Raw genomic sequence first — 17,615 nt, forward strand, 5'->3', positions numbered from 1 at the left:
GCGTCGCTTTCGCGGCCAAGGGTTTTGGTCTCATCTTCGTTCCTTCGTCACTACGATGAGACCAAAACCCTCCTCTAAACGGAACCCTCAATCTGTCTCAAAGGCGCTGACGGCGGACACCCTAGCAAGATCCTCATCGAACTGCCTCCGTTTGCAAAGCGAGTGGAAGTCCACCCGATGTGTGGGGCGAGATGGGGGAAATGCAACCTCGCTCCAGTGAACCCTCGATTGGAATGCTGGCGGCTTCCAAACCTAATCGCGAAGCTTGACCGATCGCCGGAGTGACGTTGGCCCCCAGACGAGCACCACTGCGACAGCCAGAGCGCCTATGATGAGGTAGCTGGCGATCTGGTAGTGCGGGGCATAGTGCGATCCAGCCGCAGGAAAGGTGGCGGACCTTCCGGCGTTCAGCAGAGCGTGAAAAAGTACGGCAGCCAAAATGCTCTTCGCCGTATTGTTGAACAGCCATACTATCAACACCCGCACGCCCGCTGCGCCCAGTGCCCACCAAGCCATATCGGTCGTAGTTGCACCGACAGCAGCCATTGAGGGCAGATGGGCCAACCACCACGGTATCGCCAAGATCAGTGCAGCACCCAGCGCGCCACAGCGCGATTGGAGTGGCTCAGTTGCATAGCCGGTCCAGCCGACTTCCTCGCCAATGGCCAAGAGGAAGAATACCGCCAACAACGGCACGCTATTAGCTAATTTGACCTCAGCGACGCCTTCGACGCCGGATACCTGAACAAGGACCCACGTCAGCAGATAGATGAGCGGCGGCAGACCTAAGGTGGCAAATAGCCACCTTAGGTCACAAAGGCCCTTCAGTTCAGAGGTCTGCTTGAGCAGTTTGCCCGCTCCTCGCCACCCCTTCTCGGTTGCCACGAGAATGAGCGCGGCGATCATCGGGACGAAGGCAAGGCCGAGGTCCGCGACCGGTATTTTCATAACCCCCACGACGCCGAGGGATCGACCCGCCCACCCGATGGGGATTGCCAGGGCGAAGAGGAGGACAAAGAATTTCAGCGGCGATCGGGTGGCTGGGAGGACAGGAGTCATGCTCGCCACTTTAGATGGCTGGTGCGGCGTAGACCCTGACTCATTCCTGCGGCTCGCTCGTCAGCTGCAACATTGCCGGCAAGCAGACCTTCCCAGTCCGCCGTGGGTCGTTCGTGGCCGTCGTCGCCGGCACCGAAGGTCCGGAGTCTGGAGCGACCCCAAGTTCTGCTTGTGGCGCAACACGGCCGAAGTCGGACCTCGCTGCCGATATCAATTGTCGGTCTCGGGTAACACACACCCTGAAATGATGGGGATGCACCGCTACCGGCAATGTCCGCCGCCCGCGCCGACAACGGACATGCTGATCGTCTGTTTGGGGTGGTTTGCGGACCTTGGCCTTTCGGCGCGAAGCGGTAACATCGCCGCATGGACCGCTCCTCGATCACTGCTGGAAACACCTTCCCGGTGGTCGGCTCAGCCGCGATCGCCGTGATCGCCCTCGCGCTTTTTGGCTGCACGCCTCGCGAGGAGGTTCGTGAGGCTAGTTGCCCCGCGTTTGCTCATGTCGATCACGCTGCTCTGCCGACACACCTGAACGACGATCCGGCCAACGACACCTTCGATGCGCTGTGGACGCGATGGTCGCAGCGGCGACCTGACATCGCTTGGCGCACGCGCAAGACCGACACGGCGATCCGGCTTGAGACCAGCGATGGAATGATCTCGCATCCCGCTCGGAGAGAGGTCGCCGTCAGGCGATCCTCTCATGGCTGGGAAGTCTACGCGCGATCCTCAAGTTTGGCCGGCCCGGTGATAAGTTGGAGTGCGTGGGTGCCGGTAAGCGTTTCCACCAACACCGCATCGCGGCTCGACACGCTATTGACCGATCCATGCCTATGGAGCGCGCCGCGCTATGTGGATGGCATGGTCCGGCTGAAGAACGGGCGATACGACTCCCGTCCAGATGGACCAACAACACTCTACGACGTGACAGCCGGCAAGCAGCGATGGGGCGGGATGCAGGTCTCTTGGACCGTCGGTGCGCCAGGGGCTCTACGGGGCGCTCTTCTTACCGAGGCCTTCAAAATCCCGGATCATTCCTTGGACGAGATCGGCCCAGATGGGTGGATCGACAAGCCATGATCGGTGCCCCGGAAGAAGACCTAGCCAACTGCCGACAAGGGTGGTGAGCGGACGATGCCTGCGACGCGCTACAAGGACGGGTTGGCCAAGGCGGGGAAAAGCGGCGTGAACAGTAGCGGCATGCTCTACACCGATGCCGGCCTGGTTAGCTTCCTTGTCTACGTCTTTTGGGGCGGCTGGGTGGTGACCCTGGCCGGAGAGGCATTGTCGATCATGGTGATGCGCCAGCCTGGGCGCTTGGTCGTAGGCCTTGCCTTGGCAATCGGATGTTTGGCACCGTTAGCCTACGTGCTGCTTTGGGCACTGTTGGACAGGTTTGCGCCGATCCAACCCAGTTCGTCAGATGCCTCAACGTACGTTGTGATGGCGGGACTGGCAGGCTGCGTGTTCGCCGCGCCGCTCGCGGCGCTGGTGCATGTGCGCGCGCGACGCGATGTAAAAACGCCCCATCCTGACTAGGAGAACGGGCGTCGATCGCGGTGGCGCGGTGGCTCGATGGCACGGTCCGACTTGGGTCGGGTGCAGAAATGAGGGCCGCGCCTGGAACCGGACCTTGGGCCTGCTGACCCAGAGCGGACCTTGCGAAGGTCAGTGAAGGGTGGAAGCCTGAACTCTGCAGATCTGGTTGACACTGGATGACAAATGTAATCTAGGGTGGCCATCCTCAGCGAGAGCCGGGGGCATAGATGATCGTTCGAAACGTCCTCATAGGTCTTGTGGCTGACAACACCCTCCGGCGGAACCACGAAATGCACCCGACGCCCGAAATGTTGGCCCTTTTGCGGTTCGGATCAAGCCGCTTCCCTGCAGATCCGGACCGTGTGCGCCTCGTCGTGCGCCGGGACGCAGGGACGCTGACCAAACTTGACCTAGAGTGCTGGGCGACGCTGCCACGACGGAGCCAAGTCAGCGACTTTCACTGCGTCCGTGGCACTCTCTTGACCCCAGATCAGAGCGACGGGGAGCGGGAGGAGCAGGCGCCGAGACTGGAGCCTATCCTGGCGGTAGTGGCGGCTCGCGATCATGATGAGAGGCTCCCATGAAGGCGATCACCTGCGGATTCCCCATCCACACCCGCTTGCCGAGCTATCTGGAACCAGTCACATTCTGGGACGCCTATACCGTGGATCTCGTCCGGCCCGACCAGACTATGGAGCAGGTCTATCTCGGCATTTTCGGCTACCTTCCGGCAGTGTTTAAGTTCTTGTTGCGGCTACGGAATCGCATCGTCTCGGTGTTCGGCCTTAGCGGTCCAACAGCGGCTGAGCTCCACCAGATCGAGATCAAGTCCAATTATCGGGTTGGCGAAAAAATCGCGTTGTTTACGCTTCTGGAGTCGGCCCAGGACGAAATCATCGCCGGCGGCGACGCCAAGCACCTCGACTTCCGGGTCTCCGTTCTGCGTCACCGCCAGGGCGGTCGCACCCACGTGATCGTGACCACCGTAGTGAAAACCCACAACCTGTTCGGGCGCTGCTACCTCTTCCTAATCAAGCCGTTTCATCGCTACGGGGTGAAGCGCCTGATGTCCGATGCGAGCGCCGCTGGAAGGATTTGAAGCCGCCGCCTGCGGACTGGCTGCCTTCGCGCCCCACCGGGCCTGTCAGGTTAATCCCCCCGGCTCTGTCAGCCCAAACTGATTGCCGGCACTGGCAGAACTGGCAGCCATGGGTCGCAGAACTTACGGCCGCGCCGGACACTCACCCTGGACGCAGCGCCAGAAATTGGACAGGGCGACAGTCTGTTCAGGGTGGAAAGCGGACGAACCAATGCTAAAGCTCACCCTCCGACCAAGGGCGATTAAAGCATGCTGAAGAAATTCTTCGAAAGCTTCAGGACTCCCAAGTGTGAGGACCCATTCTTCGGAACGCTTCTTTTTATGAAGGCCGCTCGTGGGTACCAGTCTTACTGGGAAGGCGAAAAAATCTTCGTTTCGGGTGATGGCGCCGTGGAAATTGGATTGTCCATCGACACGTCGTCTGAATCAGATGGACCTTCTGAGAAGCAACGCGATTTCTTTAGCTGGGTCGAGGCGAATTTCGGTTCGATCTGCTTGGCTATTGATAAGCATCTACAGGCGGATCCGTGGTCTGGACACGTGACCATTAAGCCATTCGCTCAAGAGTTCACTGTCAGTCACCTTTCCATCCCTCTGTGCAACCAAACAAATGAGGAATGGGAGATTTCGTTCGATTCCGGTTCCGACCCAGAGCACCTCTATGCAGCGACGCTCACTGGGCTGACCGTCACGAACATCGCGATGGACGGGTAAAGTCCGCAACGGGTCGGGTGCAGAAATGAGGGCCGCGCCTGGAACCGGACCTTGGGCCTGCTGACCCAGAGCGGACCTTGCGAAGGTCAGTGAAGGGTGGAGGCTGTGTGAAAACGTCGGGCAGAAGCCGCTCACGAAAGAAAACTTTCGCGTCCCGATCGGCCGCCATGCGCGACAAAGCGCCAGATCAGCCATTTCGTGACCCGGTCAACGGGCTCATCCAGGTCCGAAACGGGTTTTTACACAGCCTCGGTGGGAAGCGGACATCAGCCCTCAAGCGAAAGCCAGTGGCCACGCTTCTGGGTCGTTTTGAGCACAGCTCTGACGCTTACGCTTCGGCCGATGCTGGCGAGTGCGCGAAGAGGGTCGGAACAGCCCGCTTGCGAGCTGTCTCGGCTGGCTCAATACAAATCGGCGCGCAACACCTGTCCAACTGCTGGCGCGGGCCACAAACACAAGGGCCGCAAGTTCAACAGCAAGCGCGAAATCGACTGCCGCCGCCAACGGAATGAGTTCGGGCGCCACGACCGCGAAACCAGCAAGCATCAATGCCGCGACCACATACGCAGCCACGGCAATCGGACCCCGATTTAGGCTTTCCGCAGGCCTCTCCACCAAGGCCTTATAAAGCGCATCACCAAGCCACGTGCCCCTGCCGGACAGCACAAGGCCGAATGTCATCGCGAAAAGTAGGGTCAGGATGATCATGGTCGAGCTCCCTAAGCAGCAGGTGGTGATGAAGCTTTGCGTTGCAAGGGAGGCGTATTCCATTCCTAGCATTGACCATTGACGCCCGTCGCCGTGCCTTCAACCGGCTGAAGCGCGAAATGGCAACCTGTTTGGCGGCAGCCAAAGCGGCCTCATTCGAAGGTCCGCTCAGGGTCGGAAGCGGAAAGAAGCGCAAAGGCGGCATCCGGAACTTCGCACTGTGTCCAAGGTCCGGTTCCTGGAGCGATCCCAATGTCTGCTCGTGGCGCTCTGACGAACCCGGATCAATTGAGCAGAGGCTGGTCAGCGCCTTCGTGAGTTCGTCCTGGCCTTCAGTGCGTCAAGAGCGTCGCCATTCTCGCGACCCCAGGCGTAGAGCAGCTCCACCGGTTCGACGAAGCGCTGGCCGAGCGGGGTTAGACCATAGTTTACGCCCGGCGGAACCGTGTCGTGCACCTGCCGCTCGACCAAGCCGCTGACCTCCATGTTGCGTAGCGTCTGGGTCATCATCTTCTTGGACACGCCGGGTAGGCTGCGCAGCAGTGCGCCTGAGCGGCAGCGACCGCCATGCCGGGCATGCAGGGTGTGGAGCACCATGCTGGTCCATTTAGTGGCGAACAGCTCCAGCACCCGGCGCGGCGCGCAGTCCTCGCGCCAGGCTTCGTCCGGGGTTCCGCTGTCCATGGGCTGGGCACCTTTTGGTGCCGTCTGGTGAACGGCCGCCATCATCGCCAAATACGCCTCCTGACGAAGGAGCAATGTCATGACGCATAGCGCATTGGTGGTCGGAGCGACAGGCATCGTGGGGCAGGCCACGGCGCGCCTGCTGGTCGAGGCGGACTGGTCGGTTCTGGGCTTGTCGCGCAGTCCGCTGGTGCAGGCCGGCGTCACCCGGGTCACGGCCAATCTCCATGACGCGGCCGCCCTGGCCGGAGTCTTGGCCGACGCCCGGCCCAGCCGCGTCTTTATCACGACCTGGGCGCGCCAGGACACTGAGGTCGAGAACATCCGGGTCAACAGCGCCATGGTCCGCAATCTGTTGGACGCGCTTAGGCCCGGCGGCTCGGTGCGCCACGTAGCCCTGGTCACCGGACTGAAGCACTATCTGGGTCCGTTCGAGTCTTACGGCCAGGGCGTCCTGCCCCAGACGCCCTTCCGCGAGGATCAAGGCCGGCTAGAGATCGACAACTTCTACTACGCCCAGGAGGACGAGGTCTTCGCCGCGGCCGCCCGAGATGGCTTCACCTGGAGCGTCCATCGCCCGCACACCGTGATCGGCTACGCCGTCGGCAACGCCATGAACATGGGCCAGACGCTGGCAGTTTATGCCAGCCTGTGCCGGGAGACGGGTCGGCCCTTCCGCTTCCCCGGCTCGTCCGCCCAGTGGAATGGCCTTACCGACATGACCGCCGCGGATTTGCTGGCCCGGCACCTGCTTTGGGCCTCAACGACGCCAGCCGCAGCCAACCAGGCCTTCAACGTCGTCAATGGCGACGTCTTCCGCTGGAACTGGATGTGGGGGCGCATCGCCGACTGGTTCGGTCTGGAGCCTGCGCCGTTCGACGGCCAAATCATCCCGCTGGAGCAGCAGATGGCCGGCGACGCGAAGCGGTGGGCCAGCCTGGCAGATCGCCACGGCTTGATCGAGCGCGACATCACACGACTGGCGTCGCCCTGGCACACCGACGCGGACTTGGGCCGCCCTGTGGAAGTGATCGCGGACATGACGCGCAGCCGGCGGCTGGGCTTCGCCGCCTACCAGCCGACAGAGGACGCTTTCATCGCCTTGTTCGAGCGGCTGCGCGAACATCGCCTCATCCCGGGCGACATAGGCTGACGTCCAGGTTCTGGATGAGGGTCGATGTCCTCACCCGGCGCCAGCCGAGCGCCTCGCTGGCGTTCCGGACGCTTTGAAAGCGGACACAACGACGGGCTGATAGGGGTCGGGAACGGAAGGAACCTCGAGGGCGGCATCCGGACCTTCGCACACGGGCGACTGAAGGTCCGCTTCTTGGAGCTATCGCAATGTCCGCTCGTGGCGCAACCTCGCACTAAGCAGCCTCCGGATTGGCTGGTATCTAAGAGGCTGACCCGAAATGAAGTTGGGTGATTTCAGGCACTTGTGATTCTGTTGGAGATGCGAACCAACAACGGAATTTGACATGTGGACCGAAACCACCCGACGCAAGCATGCCCGAAAGGGCCTGCGGTATTCAAGCGATCTGACGGATTGGGAGTGGGCGGTTCTGGAACCGCTGGTCCCGGGCCGGTCTCGGCTTGGGCGGCCGGCGAAGTGGTCGTTGCGGACGATCACCAACGCCCTGCTGTATGTTTTACGCAGCGGCCTGCCGTGGCGGATGCTGCCGGGAGACTTTCCGCCGGTGACGACGGTTCAGCGCTATTTCTACGCCTGGCGCGACAAGGGGCTCTGGCAGACCATCAATCATCTGTTGCTGATGGCCTGCCGTGAGGCGGCGGGGCGCGAGGCCTCGCCCAGCGCCGGAGTGATCGACAGCCAGAGCGTCAAAACCACCGAAAGCGGCGGGCCTTTTGGGTATGACGCGGGCAAGAAGATCAAAGGCCGCAAGCGCCACATCCTCACCAACACACTGGCGGTTTGCTGGTCACAGCCCGGGCCCATACAGCCGATATCCAGGATCGCGACGGCGCGCCCGACGTCCTGACCGCGATCCGATCCAGCTTCCCCTGGCTGCGCCACGTCTTCGCCGACGGCGGCTATGCCGGCGACAAGCTGCGACAAGCCATGGCGGGGCGGGGCGGGGCGACTGGAAGATCGAGATCATCGAACGATCCGACACCGCCAAGGGCTTCGTGCTGCTGCCCCGCCGGTGGGTCGTGGAGCGCACCTTCGCCTGGCTCGGCCGAAACCGCCGCCTGGCCAAGGACTTCGAGGAGACCCTCGACAGCTCAACGGCATGGCTCTTCATGGCCTCTGTCCAGCTCATGATCCGAAGGCTCGCAACCCTCTGATCACAATCAGAAACATTATGAGTCAGACTCTAAGACAATCTGACGACGTTTTGCGCGCCTCGTTGAGGGCGCCGCCGCGCCGAGATTACAGATCGGCCGGCCATTTGCGGGGTTTTCGCGGGCGCTGTCCGCGCCAGTGTCCCGCTGATCCAAGGAACTGGTGAAAGCGTGGCAGGTCATCCGCGCGCGGCTCCTCCGCCGGCTTCGACAAGAAGATCAGGCGCTCGTCGAGCAAGTCGGGCACGCCCTGGCCATCAGCCCAGCTTGATCGCCCGTAGAGGCGCAGCACCACAAATTTGCGAAGTTCATCAACGTCAAAGAGTGCGTAGTGACCGGGACGGCGCGTCTGATCAAAGGTGACGTCCAAAGATAGCCAGTTGCCGCGCTCGGCCTCCTCGGACGGCGCGAAGCGGCCGCCCGCACAGGTCATCTCCTGAGCTTCAATCCATCCGATCGCGTGATCTTCGCCACGGAATCTCAGCCCGGCCAGATAGATGCCCGCAGGCATATGGGTGCGCTGCAGGTGGATACTGGCCGACACCCAGGGATCGATCCACTTGGGGAGCCGCGCACCGAGAATCCTAGCCAGGTGGCGCCAGAACTTAGGACACTGGGGCATGTCGGCGTGGAAACGGTCAGTCTCAAGGCGCGGGACTTCATCGCGCACCATGCACAAATCTGGAATGAAGCCGTCGCCGGCCCAGACCATCAGTTCATTGTGGAGCCCGTCTGGATGGCGGATCAGGGTGGGGTAGGAGACCGAGAAAACGTCCAGCTCCTTCACGCCTGCGAGGTGAAGCGGCACGCCATAGGCCCAAGGCCGTGTCATCGCCGCGATGCTTTTGGTCGGAACCGAGCAATGTGGGTCGCACATCGCCTTCCAGGTCTCGTTGGAAATCCAGCCCATCGGCCGGGCCAGTGCGAATATCCACTCCAGATCGCTACCGTGATGAGGAACGCCCAAGTTGGCGACGAGCACCACGCGCTCGATCCAACTCGGCTTGGCTTGCAACAGCGCTTTGGCCACCAGACCGCCATAACCGTGGCCGATGACAACGATCGGCCCGTCGCCGGGCGGCGCAAAGGCTTTCAGATCGAGAACCGCGTCCATCGGCGCGCGCCGCCAATCGTAGGGCAGGGGAACCAACTGATGCGTCTTAAACCCGACGGCCAGGGCCGTTGATTTCAGCCGCGCCCAGGTTTGTCGAACGCCAAAATGCTCGATGATCTTGCCTGGACGAAGCTTCTTGGCTCCCAGGATCGCGCCCAGCTGCTTGTGAATGCTCCCACGATCGCCCTGATTGCGCAGCAGAGCGTCGGGCCAAACAGGTTTGGCTTTGTCAGGGTCAACCAGTTGGCTATCAAAGATCTCGGGTACAAAGAGCACCGTGGTTGAGGACAAGACGCTCGCCAAGACACCAGCCTTTCATCTTCTCGATCTGCGCGGCGCCGCGCAGGCAAACACCCTAGCCAGGTGACGGTGTCGCCTGATCAAGGCAACGGCGGTCGCGATTGTGGCTCTCGCGTAACAGTGGTCTCAAAAAACGATCCTGCAAGCTGGACACCCTAGGGGCTGGGGGCTCCATCGGCTGGACTCCACTGCATTCGTCCTATTTTAGTAGTTTCCATGGGCTGGCCCTATCCGTGCATCACACACGGAGACCTCGCCATGCCTCGCAAGAATTCCCGAAAATCCCGTCTCTACTCATTCAAGCGGATCGACCTGTCCGGCGCGATGCCGGCCGGTCTTGCTCCGCGTCCTTGGTTGGCGGTCGAGGTCGATTGTATCACCGGGCTTGTGGTCGAAGCGCGCCTCTCCAGCGACCCTATGGCGCTGATGTCCGACAAGGGCTTCTGGAAAAAGCTGCGCGATCACCGCAGCGACGTCCGGCCCGAAGTCTCGCCCGCCAGGTCGCGATCAACGCCGACGCGAGGACGACCCAAGGGCGACAAGTCCCGACCGCGCACCGCAGGAGATGGCGAACCATTCCAGCCCGCGCACCACGAAGCTCTATGATCGCCGGCGCGACGGCATCACTCAGGATGCGATCGAGCGCATCCGCATCGAATAGCCGAAATCCTCGACCACGGATTTGGAAACTCAGGCGCGAGACGCGGGGCTTGATAGTAATGTTCGCTGATTGCGCGCAGTGAGTAGGTGCATGAACACATATCTAGGCCAAGCCTGTGACACTGAGTTGCTTCTGACGCCGGGAAGAGCGCTGTCTGGACCTGAACTCGCTTCGACCGTCCAACAGATTGCCGATAGGTCGGGCGATATCCTCGGATCGAAAGAACACGCTCGCACTTGGCTACAGACGCATTCAATCCCCGCGTTCGGAGAAAAAACGGCTCAGCAGATCATTGCGCAGGGATGGGGCCAGGCGATTTTGGACTACCTAGATGAGCTACGTTACGGCGGCCGCGGCTAGGCCAAGGCGTACTTCGCTCACGACGCGACGAGGCTCTTTCTGCTGGCCACGTTCCGCAGCGCCATTCTCATCATTGGAGTCAGAAATCGGCCTGATAGCGGGTTCAAGCGGGCAATCTCGTCAAAAGCGTGAGAATCTCAGAGTTTGGAGTCTTCGACATCGCACTTCAAAATAGAATCCGCCCGGCTACACTCAGTGTCTACACCGCTTAGAGAAGTCGCGGAGTCTGCCAGTTAGAAATGTCACCTGGCGCTGTGTTTGGGGTCGGGCGGCGGGCGGGCGCGGAGCTATCACACCGCGCAGAGCCCGGCCGGCGACCGTGGCAAGGGCAGGGGTGTTCGCCTTCTTTAATCTCACCGAGCGCGCCGCAGGCGGGCGAGGCTCTGACGGGTTTGCTCGCCGCGAGCGGACGTTCCAAACTTCTCAGAAGGGGTGGGTTCCGGACATTGCCCTCTCAAACGACAAATGTAGTAGAGCTTCAATTTCACTATTCTTCTGTCGAGCCCGCATTAAAGCTCGTTCGTATCAAAAATGGATGCGACGCAATGTTTGAGCAAATAGTCAAGTTTGGCGAAGCGTAGTGCCCGGTTCAGTGTTTTCGCTAACGTTCAAAATTGGCGCTGTCTTGTGCTGGATCCGGTTCCTCGCGGTCGGGTTTGCGGGCGCGCTCACAATTGCGTCTTGCGGACAGCCGCTGGGTAAGGATGTCGAGGCTGCCGGTCGGGATCGGTACCGTCTTCATCAAACGAATGTCCTTGCTAAGTTACCAGCCGCCGCCGCCAAAGAACTTAGGCAAAGCGCGCCCAGCTTCGCCAGGGCGCTTTTTGCAGAAAACGGTCGGCTTATCGCGACGCGGGCGGAGCTTGGCCAAGCAGTCGATCAAATAGAGGTATCTAGCGGGCTCTTCGAGCGAGGCGCGGATGGGACCTGGTCGCCAATTGCCGAACCTCGCATTTTGAAGCCCAAACATGTGCTGAGGACCTCGCGATGCAAGGCTTTCAGGTGGCTTGTCGTCGATGACTCCGGCGACCAAGTTGCAGCAGGCGTCCTTTGCGGGCGCCATCCGATTATCGTCTGGAGCAATGGGGGGGCAAGGGCGATCCAGCTTCCTACGGGCATGGTTGTTGCGTCCGACTTCGACGCAACAGGGGCCCTAACGATCCTCCTGACACGGGTCACTTCCAACGAGACCTTGCTGTTCCGTTACACGCCCCGCTCGCGCGCCTTGGAGCAGATTGCCCGCTTTCAAGGTTTGATCGCCGAGGATGGGTGCCCAAGCATTACAGTCGGTAACGACTATCTTGCCGTGTTTGGGCGAGAACCACCCAGCACTGAGCAGCGCCTTTTCTTGATAAGCCCACAAGGAAAGTTGACTCGGCTAACTGGCGCGCCGCTGAAGTATCGAGGTGCTAAGTGTTCGCTCCTCGGTGAAAATGGCGCCGCACGTGTCGTACGGTGGGGGCGCGATCCCCCTCTCAGCCGTTCGGGCGGAAGTTGGCTGAGCCAACAAATTTCTCTGGACGCAACTGGCCAGCTTATCTTGGAGCCAGAGCGCCGCGTGATGGATTCGAACGCGACCGCAAAGGTTGCTGGTACGTCTCCCGATGGGGTCGCGACCGCGTTCGTCGGAAGCTACGACGAACAACCTGGGACCAGCCCGCTTAGCGAGCTGCAGATCCTTCCTTCGCGTGGCGAGCGTCGTCTAGCTCAAATTGCTGGCTCGGAATGGGCTGGAGCGGACATCAGCGAGGCTATTCCGTTTCGTCCCGGGGAGGTGGCGCTAGTGAGTGAGGCTGCCGCCTACGTGGCCACTCCTCGCGCGGTCTGCAAGTTTCCACTGGACCTCGCAACAATGCGTCGGGGCCATGGAAGCAGCCTTCCGCTCTACGATCGCCGCGGAAGCAGTGTAGCCATCGCTGGTCCCTCGGGTCGAATATTTGTTCTTAGCTTGGATTGCTGAACATGCTGTTGAGCTTCGAGGTCAGGGTGGCTAGATCATTCTCTTGGCGCCGGGGCATTTACTGGGTCTAAGCGTTGTTGCTCAGCGCCCGCCAAGGTCCGACTTGGGTCGGGTGCAGAAATCGGGCCGTCGCCGGAAACCGGACGTTGAGGGTAGGGGCTCAGCCGACCCCGAACATATGGTTGGTCTGATCGCGGCGCTTGGGGCCTCTACTGGTGCGTGCCCCGGGTGGCCCGGCGTCTTGGCTCTGTCGGATGAGGGTGAGAAGGCCACCTAACCGCTTGTTCTCGATCACCGCCGTCTCGGTGACGCGACGAAGCTTGTCGAAGGTCCGGTAGGGCATGCTGCGGCCTTTGTAGCGGATCTCCAGACGGCCATCGGGAAAGTCGACGACCTCGACGCGCCGGCCGATCGCTCCTTGCGCGAACTCGGACGGCTCGATCATGAAAAGGATGTTGTCGTACTGAAGCGTCAACGACTGCGACAGGGTCCGCTCAGCGCGCCAGGTAAAGGCTTCATCCAATCGGTCCCGCGGCGCCATGGGCCGGTGCAGGTCCTTGTCGTTGAATGGCGCCTTGGCGAAGCGCGTGTTGTAGTCGGCCATGAAGCTCGGCAGGAAGGCGTTGCCGTCGTCCATCGAGCTGACGCCGGCGAGCCGCAGCTCCTTCACCAGCCGGTCCTGCAGCGTCTTGTTGGCCCGCTCGACCCGGCCCTTGGCCTGGCTGGAGTTGGCGCAGATGATCTCGATGCTCAGGGCTTTGAGAGCGCGGCCGAACTGGGTCATGCCGTCACCATGGAGGCCGCCGGGCTTGTTCACCCGAAAGACCGCATGCTTGTCGGTATAGAACGCGATCGGCTTGCCGTGGGCCTCCAGGTAGCGCTGGGTGGCGTTGAAGTAGGCGAAGGTCGACTCTGACTGGACGAACTGCAGGTGCATCAGCCGGCTGGTGGCGTCGTCGATGAAGACCAGCAGCGTGCAGCTGTCAGCGCGGTCCTCGAACCAGAAGTGATCGGACCCATCGACCTGGATGAGCTCGCCGACGCATTCTCGCCGATAGCGCGGCTGGTAGACTCTGCCCCGGCGCTTCTGACGATCGGACCAGACGCCTGCTTCCAGCATCCAGGTTCGGAGGGTCTCACGGCCAACATAAATGCTGTGAACCTCTCTAAGCTTCTCGGCGGCCAACGTGGGTCCGAAGTCAGCATACTTCTGTCGAACCAGATCTAGGGCCTGCGCCTTCAGCTCCGCCGGCGCCGCGCGATTGCTAGTTCGTCCACGCTTCTTGGAGATCAGCGCCGTCGCACCTCGCTGCTGGTAAGCCTTGGAGAGGCGCAGGACTTGTCGGCGTTCCAGTCCCAGGAGCTCGCTGGCTGCCGCAACGGTAAGCCTGCCACTGGTCAGATCGCGAAGAACCTCAAGGCGCGTCAGCTCTCTGTCGCTCATGAAATACAACGTCATCCGGAGGACCTCCCGCGTTATCGAGGGAGAGTGACATCTCTAACTGGCACGGGGGTGACATTACTATCCGGCGGCTACACTCATATTGCGTCTAAGGTATATTATCGGAAAATATTCGATAACCAAGATGCGCGCGCAGCCTTGTTGTCACGGGCCACATTTGATGACCCCGTTGGTTGCTGTCCCAAAAACCGTCAGATTTGATGGCCATTTAGCCGCTCGTCAAACGTCGTTTGCTTCGACGCACGTTTAATATCGCGCTGCAGCGTCTTTTGTGAGATCTCGAGCGCGCTGGTAGCCGCGTAATAATCCCGGCGGTCAAAACGAAGGACATTAACTGACGTTTTCAGGACAACTATTTTGGCCCGTGACACCTGCAAAGTGTGGCTTCCTCAGAGGATCATCCGCATTCCATCGAACGCTGGCTCGACGCCTAGCGGAAGTTTCGCGGCCAACCTGTTGAAATCCAGATCGATATGGAGGTTCGTGAGAATCGCGCGGCGCGGCTTGGCGCGAGCGATCCATTCGAGAGCGAGGTCCACATGGGCGTGGGTCGGGTGCGGGGTCCAACGCAGGGCGTCGACGATCCAGACATCAAGGTTTGCGAGCGCCGGCCAGCTTTCTTCCGGGATAGCCGCAACATCGGGCGTGTAGGCTACGCCGCCGAACCGAAAGCCGACAGATCGGATATTGCCGTGATCCAGATCGAAGCTCAGGACAGGGATATGACCGCTTGGCCCGTCCAGGCTCCAGGCCTCGCCGTGGGGCGGCAACGGTTTCGGCTCGCATATGGCCGGATAACCGCCGCGCGTCTCAAAGACATAGTCGAAGCGACGAGTCAGTCCGGCGCGCGTCGCGTCATCCATATAGGTCGGGATCTTGCGGCGATGATTGAGGAAGAACGGCCTTAGATCGTCGATTCCATGGGCCTGATCGGCATGGTCGTGGGTGAAGAGCGCGGCGTCGATCCGTCTGGCTCCAGCGGCGACGGCCTGAAGTCGAAAATCCGGCGAGGTGTCGACCACGACCGTCGTTTCAGAAAGAGGGCCACCCTCCCCCTTTCGACGCACCAGTAGCGAGCACCGTGTGCGCAGATTGCGAGGCTCGGCCGGATCGCAGTCGCCCCAGTCGCCGTCGGCGCGCGGCACGCCGCCAGAGGAGCCCGAACCCAGGATCGTAAATTCCAGCGAACCGGTCACGGGCGCGGAATCCTGTCGAACAATGCGAAGAACGCGTCTTCGGTGCGCGCTTCGGTCTCGGCGCGTGTCCAGCCTCGAATATCGCCAAGTTTATCAACAATGTGAGGAAGATAAGCCGGTTCGTTGCGACGCCCTCGCATCGGTACGGGCGCCAGATAAGGGCAATCGGTCTCGACGATGATCTTCTCGGCCGGCATGTCGCGAATGATCGCCCTGACCGCCTCGGCCGCCTTGAAGGTGGCGATACCCGAGACCGAGAACCAGGCTCCCAGGGCGGCCGCGCGAGCCGCCAGTTCCGGGCCGCTGGTATAGCAGTGCATCAGGAGCTTGAACGCGCCTTGCGCATGCTCCTCTTCCAGGATCTGGGCCATCACCTCGTCGGCTTCGCGGGTGTGGACAACCAGCGGCAAACCCGTTTGGCGAGCGGCGGCGGTATGGGCTCGGAACACTCGAGCCTGCACATCCCGGGGCGAGAAATCGTAATGAAAGTCCAGGCCGCATTCGCCGATCCCGATGACGCGCGGCCGACCGGCCAGCGACACAAGGGTCTCGACCGTTAGATCGGGATTTTCCCTGGCTTCATGGGGGTGGGTGCCGACCGTGCACCAGATGTCGGGCTCGGCCATCGCGATGGCGTGGACCGCCTCGAAAGATGAGACCTTGTCGCAGATGGTGACCATCAGGCCGATGCCGGCGTCGCGGGCGCGGGCGATCACCGCATCGCGGTCTTCGTCGTACTGGTGAGCGTGGAGATTGACGTGGCTGTCGATGAGCATACGGCTCACATCGCCGTCCTGGCCGCCGCACGCAAGTCCGAGATGGCGCTCCAGAAGACATCGGCGCGATCCAGATTGATTGCTTCAGCCTCTCCCGGCCAACGCGACAGGCGACCCCAGACCGAAGCCCAGCGATCCAGGGCGGGCGATGAGCCCGTTGTCGCGAGGCGCGTGGTCATGGCGTGAACCTGATCGGCTAGGCGCTCGAACAACAGCTCGAAACGGGCCGCGCCTTCGCCGCCGCGAAAGGTGTCGGCCATGGCCAACAGGGCTGCTTCGTCGATAGCAGGCAAACCACGCAGGATTTCGCTGGCGGCGTCGTCCATGGCCAGGGCGCCGGAAGAAGCCAACTGCAACGCCCTGCCCGGCGCGCCATGCGCCATCCGGGCCAGACGTTCGGCGTCGCGGTGATCCAGCCCCGCCCGTTGCTCCACCATGCTGGTGGCGGCCTCGACGCCCGGGGCGGGCACGACCAGCCGGCGGCAGCGTGAGCGAATGGTGGGCAGCAGCTTTCCCGGCGCGTGGCTGACCAGCAGGATGACGCCCCGCGACGGCGGCTCCTCCAGTGTCTTGAGCACGGCGTTGGCGGCGTTGACGTTCAGATCGTCGGCAGCGTCGATGATCGCCACGCGATAGGGCGAGACCGCCGGCGAATTGGCAAAGAACTCTGGCAGACGTCGCGCCTCGTCGACCGGGATGGACTTGCGGGCCTTGCCGTCGTCGGTGGCGCGCTCCAGCACCATCAGATCGGGGTGCGAGCGGGCGGCGACCTGTCGACTGACCACGTCGGACGGCGCGGCGCCGAGCAGGCCATGCGCGGGATCGGGTCGCGCGCCCAGCAGGCGGCGGGCCATGCGATAGGCCAGTGTCGCCTTGCCCACGCCTTCCGGGCCGACCAGCAACCAAGCGTGGTGAAGGCGACCTCGCGCCAGGGCGTCGAGGAAGGAGGCTTCGGCATCGCCGAGCCCCTCCAGGCCATAGACATCACGAGGATGAGGAGGCGCGTCCATTCAGAGGTCGAGCCGGGTCGAGACGGCGGCCCAAACCGTCTCAAACACCGCGTCCGGCGTGGCGTTGGCGTCGATCACGGCGCAGCGCTCGGGTTCGCGTTGGGCGATGGCGAGGAAACCGGCGCGCAGGCGCTCATGGAACTCCAGGCCCTTAGATTCAAAGCGCGCCGCACCGCCCCGAGACGCCGCGCGGTCGAGGCCGATCAGGGCAGGAATATCGAAGATCAGTGTTAGGTCCGGGATCGAACCTGCCAGGACATGATCCTCAAGCGCTGCGATCAGGGAGGCCGGCGCATCGCCACCAGCGCCCTGATAGGCGCGGGTGGAGTCGGCGAACCGGTCGCACAGCACCATCGCACCGCGAGCCAGGGCGGGACGGATGACGCGCTCCAGATGGTCGCGCCGTGCAGCATACATCAGGAGGGTCTCGGTGACCGCCGACCAGCGGTCCGCGTCGCCATTGACCAGCAGGTCGCGGATCGTCTCGGCGCCAGGGCTTCCGCCCGGTTCGCGGGTCAGCACGACGTCAAAGCCGGCCGCCGTCAGGCGATCGGCCAGGCGACGGATCTGGGTGGACTTTCCAGCCCCCTCCCCGCCCTCGAAACTGATGAATGAACCGCGTGTCACCGGCCTCAATTCGACCGGATCGCGACGCTTGTCCAGTGG

At 62.0% G+C, this 17,615-nt stretch carries 16 protein-coding genes and 1 pseudogene; 7 read left to right on the forward strand and 10 right to left on the reverse strand.

The window, feature by feature from the left end; translation table 11 throughout:
* Positions 1–252: 252 nt before the first annotated feature.
* Positions 253–1,059: a CPBP family intramembrane glutamic endopeptidase gene (locus tag ACP69S_RS07750; protein WP_425996002.1), complete on the reverse strand. Its 807-nt coding sequence runs from the start codon at positions 1,057–1,059 to the stop codon at positions 253–255.
* Positions 1,060–1,425: 366 nt separating this feature from the next.
* Here ACP69S_RS07750 and ACP69S_RS07755 point away from each other — a divergent pair, with 366 nt between their 5' ends.
* The 4 genes from ACP69S_RS07755 (at position 1,426) to ACP69S_RS07770 (ending at position 4,414) form a co-directional block, all read left to right on the forward strand.
* Positions 1,426–2,142 (forward strand): hypothetical protein, encoded by a 717-nt coding sequence (locus ACP69S_RS07755; RefSeq protein WP_425996003.1) that lies wholly within the window; start codon positions 1,426–1,428, stop codon positions 2,140–2,142.
* 54 nt (positions 2,143–2,196) lie between these two features.
* Positions 2,197–2,601 (forward strand): hypothetical protein, encoded by a 405-nt coding sequence (locus ACP69S_RS07760; RefSeq protein ID WP_425996004.1) that lies wholly within the window; start codon positions 2,197–2,199, stop codon positions 2,599–2,601.
* 580 nt (positions 2,602–3,181) lie between these two features.
* Positions 3,182–3,700, forward strand: a complete 519-nt coding sequence (locus ACP69S_RS07765; protein ID WP_425996005.1) for a DUF2867 domain-containing protein — start codon at positions 3,182–3,184, stop codon at positions 3,698–3,700.
* 249 nt (positions 3,701–3,949) lie between these two features.
* Positions 3,950–4,414: a hypothetical protein gene (locus ACP69S_RS07770; protein WP_425996006.1), complete on the forward strand. Its 465-nt coding sequence runs from the start codon at positions 3,950–3,952 to the stop codon at positions 4,412–4,414.
* A gap of 273 nt (positions 4,415–4,687) precedes the next feature.
* On the opposite strand, the gene ACP69S_RS07775 is transcribed toward ACP69S_RS07770, so the two are convergent.
* Positions 4,688–5,122, reverse strand: a complete 435-nt coding sequence (locus tag ACP69S_RS07775) for a hypothetical protein (RefSeq protein WP_425996007.1) — start codon at positions 5,120–5,122, stop codon at positions 4,688–4,690.
* 303 nt (positions 5,123–5,425) lie between these two features.
* Positions 5,426–5,806: a winged helix-turn-helix transcriptional regulator gene (locus tag ACP69S_RS07780; protein WP_425996008.1), complete on the reverse strand. Its 381-nt coding sequence runs from the start codon at positions 5,804–5,806 to the stop codon at positions 5,426–5,428.
* A gap of 79 nt (positions 5,807–5,885) precedes the next feature.
* Between ACP69S_RS07780 and ACP69S_RS07785 the strand changes: the two genes are divergently transcribed.
* Positions 5,886–6,959, forward strand: a complete 1,074-nt coding sequence (locus tag ACP69S_RS07785; protein WP_425996009.1) for an SDR family oxidoreductase — start codon at positions 5,886–5,888, stop codon at positions 6,957–6,959.
* Between the two features lie 325 nt (positions 6,960–7,284).
* A pseudogene (locus ACP69S_RS07790) lies at positions 7,285–8,113 on the forward strand (IS5 family transposase).
* Between the two features lie 85 nt (positions 8,114–8,198).
* Here ACP69S_RS07790 and ACP69S_RS07795 read toward each other — a convergent pair.
* On the reverse strand, positions 8,199–9,515 hold the full coding sequence (locus tag ACP69S_RS07795) for a lipase family alpha/beta hydrolase (protein WP_425996010.1): 1,317 nt from the start codon (positions 9,513–9,515) through the stop codon (positions 8,199–8,201).
* Between the two features lie 267 nt (positions 9,516–9,782).
* On the opposite strand from ACP69S_RS07795, the gene ACP69S_RS07800 reads away from it, so the two are divergent.
* Entirely contained in the window at positions 9,783–10,130 is a 348-nt protein-coding gene (locus ACP69S_RS07800) for a hypothetical protein (RefSeq protein ID WP_425996011.1), read from the forward strand.
* Positions 10,131–11,146: 1,016 nt separating this feature from the next.
* Here the strand turns inward: ACP69S_RS07800 and ACP69S_RS07805 are convergent.
* The 6 genes from ACP69S_RS07805 to tmk form a co-directional block, all read right to left on the reverse strand.
* Positions 11,147–11,287: a hypothetical protein gene (locus ACP69S_RS07805; RefSeq protein ID WP_425996012.1), complete on the reverse strand. Its 141-nt coding sequence runs from the start codon at positions 11,285–11,287 to the stop codon at positions 11,147–11,149.
* Between the two features lie 1,378 nt (positions 11,288–12,665).
* On the reverse strand, positions 12,666–13,964 hold the full coding sequence (locus ACP69S_RS07810) for an ISNCY family transposase (protein WP_425996013.1): 1,299 nt from the start codon (positions 13,962–13,964) through the stop codon (positions 12,666–12,668).
* Between the two features lie 392 nt (positions 13,965–14,356).
* Positions 14,357–15,163 carry an MBL fold metallo-hydrolase gene (locus ACP69S_RS07815; RefSeq protein WP_425996014.1) on the reverse strand — a complete coding sequence of 269 codons (807 nt, stop codon included), beginning with the start codon at positions 15,161–15,163 and terminating at the stop codon, positions 14,357–14,359.
* Complete coding sequence (locus ACP69S_RS07820) at positions 15,160–15,948, reverse strand: TatD family hydrolase (protein ID WP_425996015.1); 789 nt, start codon at positions 15,946–15,948, stop codon at positions 15,160–15,162. Before ACP69S_RS07820 ends, ACP69S_RS07815 begins: the two co-directional genes overlap by 4 nt.
* Positions 15,945–16,949 carry a DNA polymerase III subunit delta' gene (locus ACP69S_RS07825; RefSeq protein WP_425996016.1) on the reverse strand — a complete coding sequence of 335 codons (1,005 nt, stop codon included), beginning with the start codon at positions 16,947–16,949 and terminating at the stop codon, positions 15,945–15,947. The genes ACP69S_RS07820 and ACP69S_RS07825 overlap by 4 nt, the downstream gene beginning before the upstream one ends.
* Positions 16,950–17,576: a dTMP kinase gene (gene tmk, locus ACP69S_RS07830; protein WP_425996017.1), complete on the reverse strand. Its 627-nt coding sequence runs from the start codon at positions 17,574–17,576 to the stop codon at positions 16,950–16,952.
* Positions 17,577–17,615: the final 39 nt, after the last annotated feature.

This window comes from Caulobacter sp. DWR1-3-2b1, from assembly GCF_049895765.1.
Classification (GTDB): Bacteria; Pseudomonadota; Alphaproteobacteria; order Caulobacterales; family Caulobacteraceae; genus Caulobacter.